This is a genomic window from Halosimplex rarum (assembly GCF_047715405.1).
Classification (GTDB): Archaea; Halobacteriota; Halobacteria; order Halobacteriales; family Haloarculaceae; genus Halosimplex; species Halosimplex rarum.
Genome location: NZ_CP180412.1, coordinates 2,150,679 through 2,164,439, shown reverse-complemented (window position 1 = coordinate 2,164,439; position 13,761 = coordinate 2,150,679). Strand labels below are relative to the sequence as shown.

The 13,761-nt window shown below is 58.3% G+C and carries 9 protein-coding genes and 1 pseudogene; 6 read left to right on the top strand and 4 right to left on the bottom strand.

Annotated elements, in window-relative coordinates; genetic code table 11:
* Positions 1–27 precede the first annotated feature (27 nt).
* Complete coding sequence (locus tag ACMGFH_RS10440) at positions 28–531, bottom strand: HNH endonuclease (RefSeq protein ID WP_415383051.1); 504 nt, start codon at positions 529–531, stop codon at positions 28–30.
* Between the two features lie 1,050 nt (positions 532–1,581).
* On the opposite strand from ACMGFH_RS10440, the gene ACMGFH_RS10435 reads away from it, so the two are divergent.
* Complete coding sequence (locus ACMGFH_RS10435) at positions 1,582–1,896, top strand: hypothetical protein (RefSeq protein ID WP_415383050.1); 315 nt, start codon at positions 1,582–1,584, stop codon at positions 1,894–1,896.
* On the top strand, positions 1,897–2,667 hold the full coding sequence (locus tag ACMGFH_RS10430; RefSeq protein WP_415383048.1) for a hypothetical protein: 771 nt from the start codon (positions 1,897–1,899) through the stop codon (positions 2,665–2,667). It abuts the gene before it with no gap.
* A 451-nt stretch (positions 2,668–3,118) separates the two neighbouring features.
* On the opposite strand, the pseudogene ACMGFH_RS10425 reads toward ACMGFH_RS10430, so the two are convergent.
* Positions 3,119–3,708: pseudogene (locus ACMGFH_RS10425) on the bottom strand (ISH3 family transposase); the annotation flags it as partial.
* 213 nt (positions 3,709–3,921) lie between these two features.
* Here ACMGFH_RS10425 and ACMGFH_RS10420 point away from each other — a divergent pair.
* Positions 3,922–4,752, top strand: coding sequence for a CAP domain-containing protein (locus ACMGFH_RS10420; RefSeq protein WP_415383047.1), 831 nt, complete (start codon positions 3,922–3,924; stop codon positions 4,750–4,752).
* Between the two features lie 190 nt (positions 4,753–4,942).
* Here ACMGFH_RS10420 and ACMGFH_RS10415 read toward each other — a convergent pair whose 3' ends face one another.
* Positions 4,943–6,046: a hypothetical protein gene (locus ACMGFH_RS10415; protein WP_415383046.1), complete on the bottom strand. Its 1,104-nt coding sequence runs from the start codon at positions 6,044–6,046 to the stop codon at positions 4,943–4,945.
* Between the two features lie 221 nt (positions 6,047–6,267).
* On the opposite strand from ACMGFH_RS10415, the gene ACMGFH_RS10410 reads away from it, so the two are divergent.
* The 3 genes from ACMGFH_RS10410 to ACMGFH_RS10400 all read left to right on the top strand — a co-directional run bounded on the left by ACMGFH_RS10410 (position 6,268) and on the right by ACMGFH_RS10400 (position 10,344).
* Positions 6,268–7,686, top strand: coding sequence for a hypothetical protein (locus ACMGFH_RS10410; RefSeq protein ID WP_415383045.1), 1,419 nt, complete (start codon positions 6,268–6,270; stop codon positions 7,684–7,686).
* 83 nt (positions 7,687–7,769) lie between these two features.
* Complete coding sequence (locus ACMGFH_RS10405; RefSeq protein ID WP_415383044.1) at positions 7,770–8,483, top strand: vWA domain-containing protein; 714 nt, start codon at positions 7,770–7,772, stop codon at positions 8,481–8,483.
* A 22-nt stretch (positions 8,484–8,505) separates the two neighbouring features.
* Entirely contained in the window at positions 8,506–10,344 is a 1,839-nt protein-coding gene (locus ACMGFH_RS10400) for a protein phosphatase 2C domain-containing protein (protein WP_415383042.1), read from the top strand.
* Positions 10,345–10,477: 133 nt separating this feature from the next.
* Here the strand turns inward: ACMGFH_RS10400 and ACMGFH_RS10395 are convergent, their stop codons facing one another.
* A complete protein-coding gene (locus ACMGFH_RS10395) occupies positions 10,478–13,750 on the bottom strand; it encodes a hypothetical protein (RefSeq protein WP_415383041.1) in 3,273 nt (1,090 codons plus the stop codon).
* Between the last annotated feature and the right edge of the window lie 11 nt (positions 13,751–13,761).

Below are 13,761 nucleotides of genomic sequence, written 5' to 3'. Positions count from 1 at the left end.
TTGGAGTTGAATATAGAACCACCCGTCTCATTCATCGTCGAATCCGTGCAAACAGCGGTGTTCCTGAAGGAATTCGACAGCTGGGTAGTGGGATTCATCGTCTGGGAGGTGAAGCAGGGTCCCGGCCAGTTCACTGAACTCCGCGTATCCGGGCTGATCTGGCGCGTCTTTGACGAGCACTTCGTAGTCATCGGATACCGAGATCCACCCCGAGTCGAATGCCCAGTGATGGAGTTTGCACAGAGCAAGCCCATTGGGAACGACATCGCGGCCGCCAGCGCCTTTTGGATAGATGTGGGCAGCTTCGACTTCCGGAGTCCCATCGGGAGTGGTCCGGTGGCGTCCACAGACCGCACAGCGGTTTTCATAGGCTGCACGGACGCGTCGCCTGAAGGCTGTATCGCGTACCCGGCGGCGCTGTTCGATGAATTGTTGGTCCTCGTCGGTCAGGGTAGACGTATCGATGGCGTCGGGTATCTGTGGTTCACCCCCAATCGGGGACTGCTGTGTTGCGTCACCGCCAAGGAGCACAGTCGGCAGGGCCCCCTGTTCTTCACGAAGTGTACGTACTCGCTCAGCAGCGACGCGGGCGAACCCCTGTACGACCGGACGGCCATCGTATCCGAGCCACTCCCAGACTTCATCGACTGTGGGGACGGCGGTCGTGTATGCTTCGATGGTGTAACAGTGGCGACTCCGAGCTTCGTCCCACAGCAGGGTGCCAGCCTAGGTACTCTCGAACGCTCGGTCGACACGTCCACCGGCGATGAAGACGCCGTCGTGATAGAACAGTAGGTAATCGCCAGCGGTGAGTTGGTCGATCGCGGCCTGTTTCTTCGTGGCATTAGTCTCAGTCGTCCCCCAGATCCGCACTTAGTCGTAGCCGGCTAGTTCCGGTGGTAGCACCTCATACTGGGAGAGATCGTGTGGATGCGCGACGGACTTTTCAGTTCTTGATGGAAGGATTCCATCCCTTCATCACGCAAGGTCCCATGCCTGCGAACGGTGATTTTGGGGACCTAATACGCGAGAATCAGTTCCCCTACGGCGCAGAAAACACAAGTTTCCAACCACACGATAATGCCCCCAACTATGACCAGCTTCCAGCTGATATTAGAGAATTGTTTGAACGCTGCTTCCACCACCATGGCAGAGCGTTTGGAGAGAAACGCCCTGTTCCAAGCGAATGGATTGACGCATTAACTGACCACGTTAGTGTAACTAGTAATGAAAATGACGGACAGGACCTTGCCTAGGAGGACCCGAAGGTGTCATAGAATGGTTCTCACATCGTGATGGTTCGGCTTCTGAGAATGTCTCCGCGTTCGTAGCGGATCTCGGCCTGAAACAGAGCGAGTTCAGTCAGTAAATAGACCGGAAGCTCGACGAGAGAACCGAGGGATTCCAAGGCGCCGTCTCTGAGGTAAGTAAGCACTGGTTCATGCACAAGATAGCCGACAGGTACATTTCCCAGAACGACAACTGACGAGGTCGAAGGAAGACAATTGGTCAAGCCGAACGACAACGTTCGTCGGTTAATCTGACCACCTATTTATAACCGCGGGCGTTCGCCAGCAAATCATGGGAGCTACGTTCGTGCCTGCTATCGAGGACCCGTTCCACGCGTTCGCTATCGGTCGCCTATTGCGAGTCGGCGTCGCGCTCGTTTTAGCTGGGATGTCGCTACTGATGACTGTTCAGCTCAGAGCGGTACTCGATATCCCTGCTCGCATGCGCATCACAATGGCTGCGTGTATGGGCCTGATGAGCTACTACACGTTGCTCCAGCGGCCACAGTTGCTCGAAGTAGTCCAGTTGATAGCGGCCCTGACAGCGGTCCTAGCCCCGGCGGTGGCGACGGTCATCGCAGTCAGAGGATTGCTGGGGGTATCGTGAATGCTGCTCCAGATCAGTCCCTTCGTCAGGGCAGAACCGGCATGGCTTCCGGCTGCAGCCATCTTTTTTGGGATTCAGCTCGTATTGACGTGGTACTTCGGGAATGTCGTCGGTGCGACTGCGGCGGGGCAAGTGGGGGCGATCCCCTCCCGGGAACGGACAGTAATCGTCGGGTCTCTGGTCGTCGGCTACCTCTGTATCGCGACGGCACTCGTCCGCCAGTACGCCTCGGTTGGACTGCTATCAATGTACCTGCTGTTTCTGGCGAAGGTGATCGAAGGTGTTGCTTCCCTGCGCTTTGTCAAGAAGGCCGTCGACTTCCTAGCTGGCGGCGGAAGTGGGTCGGGATCACTCAGGGGAGTCTTGCGCGGGCTGTTACCACGCCTGAAGTTCAAGTTCCTCGCTGCATTCATCGCGTTAGTCGGGTTCTCGCTAGTCGCGTATGTCATCACGTCGGACCCGGTTGTCCGTGGGCGTGCCTACGATGTCGCGCTCATTTACACTCTGATGTCGTTCGCGATTGCGGTCGTCGGCGCTACCTATCGACTACGAGCCGCACCGAGCACCCTCAATACCACGGGGAAGGCAGGAATCATTTTCTGTCTAGCCGGAGCTGCGATTTATGACTACCAATCACTTGCCGGCGAGGTTGTTTCGTTCATGGTCGGAACTGTGGGGTACTCTATCGGGTTTTGGATTGCTGCGATAGTGCTCGTGGGCGTGTCTTCGAGCGCCTTAGTGGGAGCGGTACGTTCGGTCACACCATTCTGACCGGTCGAGATCAATAACCCAGCACTCGAATCTGAGAGTGCAAACTTTTTCAGAGTCACTTCTGCCGGAGTACGGGTAGATGACGTCAACGCTCACCGGACTGTTCATCAGCGTGGAGGCAGGCAGAAGTATGCCGATGCCACCTCCAGCGCGTTCCCTGGCCCTTCGGCAATACTCTGATACTGTCTCGGAACACGGCACGTATGATAGTAATTATCCTCAGGTAGATGGTGTCTGACTGTGGGTTCGTGGATCGTGTCGAACGAGACAGATTAACTTCAGCACTTCACAAAGCATCGCCAGTTAGCGTAACTTGAGCCACCTGTTCTATTATAGTGAGTCGTCGATCACGGTTAAGCACCGCTGATCGAAGGCAAACCTGTCCTATCAGCGGCGGTCAGCTACTAACGCGACAGCCATGCCATTTACGAAGACTCTTGCTCGGTCAGTACTACCGGTAGAACCGGTCTAGTGGCAGGTTGGCAGGGACAGCCCGACGAACCGCGAGGGCCGTCTACGCAGCTCACAGAATCATATTCACAAACTCCTTGTTCGGCCACTGCCAGAGGCGACGCCCTCCTCAACGGGGTGTCACCACGTATTCGTAATGGAGATACCGCCACGTATTCTGCACCAACTGGCTCACCACGATGAACAGCAGTCTCACCGTCGAGTCTCGTATGGATGTCATCGCTGTCGTTTGCTCGGACAAGCGATAGCTCGACCCGATACCGAAGCGGTTGCTATGGTGGTATCAAGCGTCGCGTGGGATCTCAATGAACGGCACGTCAACGGCGTAGCCGTGACGTGCCACACCGTTCTCCTCATACCGTAATTCAGATACGTACAGTCGATGTAGACGGAAAAATCGACGGGCTAGCTGTGACTGTCGAGTTTCACTGTCAGGTCATGTTCGATAACATGGCTCCAGGCTTCCGAGAGTTCTTGTTGAATCGTCTCACTTAATCTGATGATCGACATCACATAGTCGTAGTTGTGCGCCTGCAACAGCGTGAGATCCTTGCTATCGTAGAACGCTCTTGTGAAGCAGATTGTTGGGGACGATTTCGGCGTTGAACGATAGTCACCAGATCCCCTTACTCACTCGCTCATAGCTCTGTTTTTCGAGATGATTTTCTTTAAGGTATCGAGAGCAAAATCGCCAGACATCTATCCACCAATAATGTTCGACAGAAGAGCGAGCTAGAAAATGCCTTATGCCCCACGGGTAATACCTTGGTTCAGAGACCAACAATGGGAAACGATTCCTGGGTCGATGACGTAAAAGAGAGGGTAGGTCGAGAGGACGAGGAGGTTAACAGCGGAGGACGACAAACCGACAGCGAGGACCGCGGGGATGACGGGAGTTCGTGGATCGATGGCGTTCTCGAGAAGGAGGCCTGGACCGATGTCGAGGGTGGGACGATCCAGAATCCGAAAGCGGCACAGGGACCCAGGCTGACTGTTCCGATTGCCCGGACACAGTGTGTAAGTTGCGGTTCCACGGCTGTCCGGGGACGGCATCCGGGATGTGACGCCCCGATAATTTACATCAGCGACGAGTGGCGGTGTTCCCTCTGCGGCGACCGAGCACCACCGGATGCGACCTGTCCGAACTGCGGGTCGTCGGTCGAACGAAACCCGATAGATGTCCCCCTGGACTTCACGCCCACGGCGAGTCCGGAAGCGATCGAACGCGCCATCCACGAAGCGACCAACAAGCGTCGCGCGGATCACGGTCGCCAGACGCTCGATTACAGCCATCACCTGTCGGCGATCGCTGTGCAACACAGTCGCGACATGGCCGAGCGAGACTTCTTCGACCACACGTCTCCCGACGGGCATGAGGCGAAAGACAGATACCGGAAGTTCGGCCACGATACGCGAAGCGTCGGCGAAAACATCGCACTTGAGAACCCGGACCTCACGGCGTCACCGGAGGAAGTCGCCCGATCCATCGTCGACGGCTGGATGAACTCCGACGGCCACAGAGAGAACCTGCTTCGAGAGAGCTTCCGAGCGGAGGGGATTGGAGTCCACCTGGATCCGAACGGGGCCGTGTACGCGACCCAGAACTTCTACTGACTCTCGCTCCCGGCCCCGATCCCTTCTCGGCGGACGTTCGGCCGCCTGTTGCCTGGGAACAACGATACCGGTAGCAATGGGGTCCGAACCCGCCCACCGGATACTTCGCTCTCGCGGTGAAATTCGACATCTGCGCGTCGGCGATACTCCCTCGACAGGACGTGGAGCCGGAGGAACCACGAGGACGCGTTCATTCGCTTCGATCGAACGCGGCCCACCCGTTCCACGGGTCTTCGCTGGGTTCGGACCCGTCAGTATGCCTCCGGGCACCGGGGAATATCCACTCCTCCCAGGGGTTCTCCGAATGGACTCCGTCTCGTCCCGCATCCCCCCTTAATTCCCACCCGGTCCAGATATCGCTCTGACTCGACTCTGCCGTCGATCCCTTGTATCGATATGCCTCGTTGAGCGCTTCGGCCCACTCACTCGCGGCGGGTCTCCGTTCACCCTCCCGTTTCCCCTCGATGAAACATGTGGCGAACAGTTCCCGAACGCGGGTCGGGAGCGTGTCGTAGTCGGGCGCGTCAATGGGTGGTTCGATTCGGCCCGGTTTCGGCTCTTCGTACGGGAACTCGTACGCCCGGATCCAGTCATCGAATGACCCAGAGACGGATCCCGCCCCCCGGGCGTGGAACGGGTGGTAGTTGTCCATCAGAATCTTGAAAATGTGGACGGCCAGCCCGAACCTATCACACAGGCGAGCCTCCTCGATGTCATCCTCTAACCCCCCAGGAGGTGTGAACGCAGGGCGGAACGTCCCCCCCAGGTACGAACGGTCCGGACCTCGAATGAAGAACCCGTCACAGTCGATCAGGGAGACGACGAGATCGTTGACGAGAATGTTCTTCGGATTCATGTCCCCCAGCGCGTGCCCCTGTCGGTGAATCTCGCTGACTACGATAGCGAGATTCCGAGCCAATATGAACCGCCGACTTAAATCGCGTTCAGAAGACAGCTTGTTCTTCAGGAGATAGTTGGACAACGACTCGCATTCGTCGAGATCCTTGTACGGCATCCGATAGCCGACGAACTGTTCGCTATTCTCGTCGTACACGACAGACGAGGGCCAGACGATCGTTCGGATGCCGTGTTTTCGGAACGTCGGATCGATCGGCTGATTGTCCACCATCGTACGGACCTTGTCGGCCTTCTCCCGTCTGCGATCCTCGTCGAGGACCTTCAGAACCTCGTCAGACTCGACGATCTTGTAAACGACCCCCTCCGCTCCCTTCCCGACTTCGTTACCGACAGGTATCTCACCGGACTCGTCAACAGGAGTATCAGGGATGCTCATGACAGGTGTCGACCGGAGGTTGCGGGTATGTCCTGTCGGTTGAGTCGTCACCCATATAATTGTTAACAGCTCCGACCAGAGAGACATCAATCGTGCTCGGACGATGAGGCGCTCCGTGCAAGAACGGTGTGACGGAAGATCAGAGCGGGGCGAAAGCCAACAGAACAATATGCAAAGCCGTCTATACGAGAAACATCAGAAGGGAGAATCAACGGGTAGGTATGACCTTAGACGAGAAAATGGATCTGGAGGGTGACACGGTTCGGATAGGGCAGACTGGTTCGACAACCCGGACGCTCGGAGAACTGCTCGGTTCGGGTCAGGAGGGGGAAGTCTACCAGATAGAGGGGTCCGACAACGTCGCGAAGATATTCTACGAGGAGTATCGGGCGGAGAAGGAGGAAAAGATCCCGGCGATGATTGAAAACGCGCCCACTGGCGTCTCAAGTGACATCCGGGACAGAACGTCGGTCGTGTGGCCGGAGACGGTGATACGGGACACTCGCGGTTCATTCGTCGGATACGGGATGCCCTACCTGGACCTCGACACAGTGCGGCCCGTCAACCAGTATGTGGGCGAGGAACTGCAGTGGGGTCCGAGCGATTTCGATGACCGGTACGAGGTAGCCCAGAACTTTGCCATAGCGATACACCGGATCCACGACGAGGGTCACGGGGTGGGGGACTGGAACCACGACAACTTCCTCGTGACGGACGACAGACGGGTCATACTCGTCGACTGCGACGCGTTCCACACCGCGGGCGACAAGCGGGAGTACGAGGGGAAAACGTTCCTCCCGAAGTATACACCACCGGAAGGGGCACGGGACGACAAACTCCGGAAGGTGCGAAAAGCGGACCGGTTCAGTCTCGGAGTCCACATTTTCAACATCGTGATGGAAGGTATCCATCCCTACCTCGCGGAGGGAGAAGATGCGGTCGCGGGCGATTTCGAGGATATGATACAGGGGAACGAGCGATTCCCGTACGCGAATCCGGACCCGGGACGCTACGAACCACACAGCAGGGCACCGGACTACGATCAACTGGCGTCCGAAATCAAGGATAAGTTCGACAGTTGCTTCAACAGGACCGGGAAACGCTTGGGGTGGGGACGGCCGTCGGCGATAGAGTGGGCGAAGACGTTCGCTGATCTCCGCGGGGTGTCAATACAGGGAATAACCGATTCCGTGGCAGGAGGGAACGGAGGAAACGCGGGCGGAGAGCGGCCCGGTTCGAGCACAGAGAGGGACACCGACACCGAGACGGAGACGGGCAGCCCCTTCGGAGACGACACGTCGGAAACGGGGAACGGCAATCCCTTCGGAAACGACACGTCGAACGGTGGAACTGGAGGTGACAGTGAGTCAGCCGCGAGAACGGGGAGTCCATTCGACAGTAACACGTCAACTGCAGGGTCGGAGAGTCCGACCGACAGCGGGTCTTCGGACAATCCGACGGCGAATCCGTTCCGGGAAGACAAAGACGGAGACGAGAAGACAACAGATAGTTCGACAAACGGGGGTGACGAGTCCGACACTGACGGAGACGGAGATCCTTGGAGCAACAGACGAGACGGGGCGGGAAGTGAAAGCGGAGAGGACGAGAGCGATGACAAAGAGAACCCATTCCGGAAATGAGTGTGATGCAGGAGATTAACGGGACAGAAGGAAGAGAAGCCCAAGTTTGAATACACCTCCGAAATAACAGGTATTACGAAATCATGGCGAGATTCGGGCTTGATGAAGTCGAACCGACGGAGGCCAGGGTGCCGAACGTTATGCTTCTAGATAATTCGGGGTCTATGGGGTTTTCGACCACTGCACCTGACGGCTCGACATATGAGAAAATAGAACTGTTGAACGAGGGGCTGGAACTATTCAAGGAGGAAGTCGAGAACGACTATCAGACGAAGAAGGCCGTTGACCTCTCTCTGTTCACCTTCGGCGGAACGGTCGACCAGGTCCAAGAGTTCACGCCGATCCAGCAGTGGACGCCGCCGGAGTTACAGGACCCGTCCGGCGGTACGCCGATGTGCAACGCTATCGTGGAAGGGACCGATCATCTCCAGGACTACACGGAGGAAGTGGACGACGAGGCACTCCCGCGGAATCGCGCGCTGATGTGGGTTCTGACGGACGGAGAACCGGACATGCGGAGAGGGTCCGACGACTGGGACCTAGCGCAGGAGGTCATTGAGGAGGGTACGAAGGATAACCACTTCCTCTTCTACGCGGTCGGAATCGGGGACGACGCGAACATGGACAAGCTGGAGGACCTGATCTCCGTCGCCGAGGACGGGAACGCGATGGCTTTCCAGCTCGATAAGGGGCAGTTCAAGGAGTTCTTCCGGATCGTGTCCGAGACCTCGAAACACCAGTCGAAGGAGGCGACATCGGACGAGGACGCCGACGACGCTGTCGAAGGACCCGAGTGAGGGTTCGCGCCTGAATTATTAGATGACAGATCAAATGTCGGGGGAAGCGCGTATCGTCGGCTGTTCAGTGACCGGTCCGAAACACGAGGAGAAGGACCGTCCGTGCGAAGACGCTTGGAACGGCGAGCGATTCTCCGACGGCCAGTTCGTTCTGGCGGTCGCCGACGGTTTAGGCGAAGCCCCGGAAGCGGCTATGGGGTCAGAAATCGCGACCCGGGAGGTCACGGATGCCCTCACGGAATATCTCGAGTCCAACCGTGAATTCACTGAAAAGACGGCCGAAAGGGCGTTCAAAGAAGCGTTTGTCAGGACCAGAGAAAAGTTGGGGGTAGAGGCGAAGAAACGAGAGCTCTCTCCGAGGGACCTAGGTACGACGCTACTCGCGGTCGTGGGCGGCCCAGCAGGAATCGCGGGCGCGGTGGTCGGCGACGGCGGGATTGTGTACGAGAATCGAGAATCGTACTCACTGCTCGTTCCGAGGGAAGAAAAGATACTGGACATCGACGAATCTCACATCACGCACGTCATTCAGCAGGACATATGGGAACGCTCCTATCGCTTCGGCTTTCGAGAGGAGTACGACGGGGTCGCAGTCTTCTCCGACGGGTTCCAAAACTTCGCCTGGGACGACCTGGAGACGGCCAAAGAGCAGTTCTTCGAGAAGGTGTTCGAACTGGTACGGAAGATCGAAGATCCGGACATCGCTCGCGAGGAGATGGTGAGCGCGTTCACAGAACCGCCCTACACCACCACAAGTAGTGACGACAAGACGATCGCGATAGGGATCACACCTCCGGAGACAGAGACCGATCCGACTGACCGACTCCCCGAGGGAGTGCTAGCGGCGAGAGAACTATTCAGGGACCTCCGGAAGACAGAGGCGGTGAAGCGGCCCGGAGAGTTCCTCGGTACGGACGTCGAAACGCGAACGGGCGAACAATTCACGCTCGGTGACGTCGTCGCGACGGCTGAGGAGAGTTCCACGTTCCGGGTCAAAGGCACAAGCGAGGAGTTCGTGAAGGTGTATGAGCCCGGGCGCAGGTTCGATGCCGACTTACGGAGTAAGATCCGGGCCCTCACCGACACTTATCCCAATTTTCTGTCGAACGCTACTAGATGTGCGAAATGCGCTTGGCCGACTGACCTCGTCGTCGCCGCCGACGGGGACCAGTTCCTCGGATACAAGATGACACTTTCCGGGCTTGAGAGTCCGGATAACATCCTGGAAGCGGGAAGCGAGAGAGCGAAGACGAGCTCCGGGTCGCTGATCGAGACGACTACGTCGTTCCTCCAACAGGCCGGCGTCGTTTCAGCGAGCGACGAGAGGTTCGCCGTCCCGCGCCAGTTGGCGGAGATAGTCGGCGAGATCCACGACGCGGGCCACGCCATCGGCAATCTCGATCACGAGACGGTGTTCGTCGAGAATGGGTGCGTGATCCTGACGAACTGCGACACGTACTGTATCAGCGGGGAAGTAGAGACACACGCCGCCGAAATTTCCGGGCCCCGGTACACGCCGCCGGAGGGGCTGTACGGCCCGGTTGACGCGGTACGAAAGGGAGACCGTTTCAGTCTGGCCGTTCACATTTTCCAGCACCTTCTCTCGGGCGTCCACCCCTACGAAGCAGAGGGTGAAGAGACCGTCCGTGGTGATTACAGCAAGATGATTCGTGAGAACCCGTTCCCGTACCGCGACCCGGTGGACGGGAAGTACGAACCGCCCGTCGACGTCGATAGATACGTCAGTTTACCCGCCGAGATACGGAGACACTTCGAGCGCTGTTTCATCGAGGGCAGAGAGAACCCGGACATACGCCCGTCCGCGAGCGAGTGGGTCGAAGTACTCGACGGCTTGACGTGACCACCGTAATCTGGGGCCGGTCGACCGCCGGACCGTCGATTGCGATGACGTCCTCGGGTTCGCGGACGGAGACTCGCTCGTCGGTACGCCTCGACCGGGAGACAGCAGATGATGCCAGTTCGGGAGCGTCGGTTCAGTTAGTCCGACGGCGGACACGCCACACGACGGTCCTCACATTGTAGACGAACCGCTCCTTCAGTGAATCCGGTCCGTATCTGCCTTTCAGTGCTACGACCTCCTCGAGTAGCTCCTTCCGAGCGGACTCGAATTGACTCCTGCTTACGACCCCATCGTCGCGAAGCCGTTCGAGTCGGTCGAACTCGTCACACACGGGCCTCAACTCGCTGCTGTCGGTGATCGACGCGTTCCCGTTCACGTAGTCCTCGAAGGTTTCGACCGCGTTTCTAGGGTACGTAACCTTCTGGAGAACCTCCTCGAGGTCCTGGACGATATCGTCGACCAATGAGTCGGTGTGCATCTCCGAGAGCGACCGGATCTGGCCCTTGACGTGAGAGTGCAACTCCGTTCTCGTCTCCTCGGTGAGCGAGCGACACTTCGAGACGACGGACGAGTCCAGACCCGGACTCTGGACAATCGTCTCGGGGTTCACGACGCTCGCGAGGTCTCGTAGCTCTCGGATTTTCGCCTCCATCGGACCATCGCCATTCACTATCTCGGTGATCTCCGAATCTACCTCGGCGCGGAGCAGGACATCCTTTCGCTGTTCCAGATCCGCTCTGACGGCATCGACCGCGGACACCGCTCGATCTTCGAACTCCGCTTCGTGGGAGTCGTCCACCAAGTCGCCGTCCATCTCCTCGATCCAGGCAGCGGCCGCGTCCGGGATCGAAGCGTCGGGTTCCTCGCCGCGGACGGCCGATTCGATAGCGTCGAGCGACTCGATACTCTCGTCGACGTCCTCAAGAGTGGGGTCGTCGAGCGCGTATTCCGATTCGAGAAACTCCGTCAGTCGGGTCACCCTGTCGTCGACGAAGTCGTCTCGCGCCGCGTCGAGCGACGAGTCGAGCGTCGACTTGAGATGCTGCCGGAGACGTCGCTGGTGGTCGCGCGTGAGGACGTCCTCGGGATCCTTCGCTCGGTCGGCTAATCGTCGAATCCGCTGGACCCGGGCGCTCATGCTCTGGGACGTATCCGGAAGCTCCGCCGCCCCGTCAGACGGTGGATCTCTCTTTCTGGCGTAGTCCCTGAGGTGTTTGAGGACGGTGACGAAGGGTTCCGGGTCGTCGTTCAGGGCCTCGCATAGTTCCTTGACTTCCGCGTCGATAGAGCGTCGGACTTCCTCGTACTCGTCCTCACGGAGTTCCGTCAGCGAGTCCGCTCTCGCATCGGCCAAATTCGCGCTGATCTCCTCCAGGTCCTCGTCGGACAGAAATTCATGTTCGTCGTCACCTGCGAGGACGCGTAGCTTGTTCCTGTACGACGTCCGCAGCGTGTCCGGGAGCGACCTCGCACTGCTCCATCCGTTCAGATACCTCTCGACGGATTCGAGGACGTCTATCGCGTCCGCTCTCCTGCCGGACTCCAGCTGCGATTCAACCGCCTTCTTACGATAGTAGTTCGTTCTGGACTCGAACTTCTCCTTCTCTTCCTGTTCGAGTTGCTTCTCTCGACTCCGTAACGCACGCCTGACGTGGGATCGCAGTTCCTCTCTTTCCTCAGAGGTGAAGAGCGGTTCTTCGTCTATCGTCTCGACGATTTCGGCGAGGCCCTCCAACTGAGGTTGGTCGACCGTCGAGTGCTGACTGAACAGTGACCGTCTCTGGGAAACCATCGCGTACTCTTCTGCCGGCCGGGTGTCCTCCTGCAGCTGGTCGAGTTCGTCCTCGGTTTTGGCCCGGAGATGCGCTTTTCCCTGTTCGACGACGTCGGACTCGAATGCGGACAGGTCGTCGCAGAACTCCCTCAGTAGCCGGGACCGGGTATGTTCCTCGATGATCTCGTTACTGTGAAGGCGCCGCACTAGCTGGGTGAACGACTCCGAAGAGCGAGAAAGCGTCTGATCCAGTTCGAGATCCCTGTCGGGGTTCCGGATAGCCGTCTGTAGTGTCTCCGTTTTCCTCGCGATGCGGAGCGCCAGCGTCGAGTCCTCGGGCGGGAGGCCGTCTATCCAGGAACGGATCCTGTTACGAAGGTCGTCTTCGACCTCGGATCTGAGCTGGGATTTTCGGTTAGCCACGCGTGACCGGATCAGACCGGCGAGTTCGCTTTTCTCGGATTCCGGCAGGACGCTGGTATCTTCGATCCGGGTGACGAGCGCAGTGATTTCCTTCGCGGGTTCAGGCGGATCAGCCGGTGCAGTGGCAGGGTCCTCGAACAATCGATCCTCGACCGCTCGCAGTCCAACGAGTTCGGTGCTCGGGGTGGCGTGACCGAGCGTCCGCAGACGTTCGTCGAGAACTGCGCGTACGTATTCGTCGAGGTTCTCGGCATAGGTCCGGCGCGTCTCCGTGACAGCGTCCCGGATATCGGCGATCATGTCATCTCTCGTCCCCCGGCCCAGGACTGCGGGGCTCGGCGCGTTCCCGATTGCGGTTCCCGACTGGATCGCATCCGTTCGGGTAACGACCGCCTGACTGTGCTCACTATAGAAGTCGGAATCGGCACCGTCATATCCGGTCGAATCGGCGAAATATCGCTCAAGTCGATGCAGTTCCTCCAGCGTTCGAACCGGGCTCAGGTCGGCGTCCTCGGCGAGTGTCTCAACGGAGGCGATGGTTTGGTCTTGGTAGTACGATTTCGTTTCCGATTCGAGTTCCGCGTATCTCGATGAGATGTGCGTTCTTGTCGCTTCCGTTAAGATATCAAAGTTGTTATCATGGCCGGGGACGAGCACGAGTTCCGTGTCGGAAATTGGTCCGATCCGGCCATTCGATGCGACAGCGTACTCGACGTGGTCGTTTCCCGCCCGCAGGAAGTAATCGAGCGCTCGGGCCGCCTGTTCGTACCCCCGGAACCCGAAATCGAGGCACTTGTGGTCCTCGATCAGCCGTTTGACTGTGAACAGCGGGCCCATATCGATGTTCAGATCCTCCGGACTCTGGACTCCAGCCTGGGCGAGTGACCATGGAACCGCGAACCTCGGGTCCTCTGTGTAGAATGTCCACCCTTCGTTCGCTGCAAGATGGTCTAACTGTGCGACCAGTTCTGTCGGCAGTGACTCGGCGTCATCCCCCCGGTACGCTGCCCAGAAGTTGGCGATGTCTCTGCCCTTTACCTGGGGCGCGTCGGCACGGACCAGTGCGATCACGGTCGGCCGATTCGTATCGACGTAGTATTCGATCTGATTGTCGATAAACCGCTGAATGTCTCCGGTGATTGCAGCGCCATCCGATCCTTCCGAGGCTACTTCGGCGCCGTTCGTGTTGTATACCGTCAGTGTAGTCATCTCGGAAACAG

Excerpts from the sequence above, each read along its gene's own strand:
- ACMGFH_RS10435 (WP_415383050.1), top strand. The coding sequence starts at position 1,582 with ATGGGAGCTACGTTCGTGCCTGCTATCGAGGACCCGTTCCACGCGTTC.
- ACMGFH_RS10400 (WP_415383042.1), top strand. The coding sequence starts at position 8,506 with ATGACAGATCAAATGTCGGGGGAAGCGCGTATCGTCGGCTGTTCAGTG.
- ACMGFH_RS10415 (WP_415383046.1), bottom strand. The coding sequence starts at position 6,046 with ATGAGCATCCCTGATACTCCTGTTGACGAGTCCGGTGAGATACCTGTC.
- ACMGFH_RS10405 (WP_415383044.1), top strand. The coding sequence starts at position 7,770 with ATGGCGAGATTCGGGCTTGATGAAGTCGAACCGACGGAGGCCAGGGTG.
- ACMGFH_RS10430 (WP_415383048.1), top strand. The coding sequence starts at position 1,897 with ATGCTGCTCCAGATCAGTCCCTTCGTCAGGGCAGAACCGGCATGGCTT.
- ACMGFH_RS10395 (WP_415383041.1), bottom strand. The coding sequence starts at position 13,750 with ATGACTACACTGACGGTATACAACACGAACGGCGCCGAAGTAGCCTCG.
- ACMGFH_RS10420 (WP_415383047.1), top strand. The coding sequence starts at position 3,922 with ATGGGAAACGATTCCTGGGTCGATGACGTAAAAGAGAGGGTAGGTCGA.
- ACMGFH_RS10410 (WP_415383045.1), top strand. The coding sequence starts at position 6,268 with ATGACCTTAGACGAGAAAATGGATCTGGAGGGTGACACGGTTCGGATA.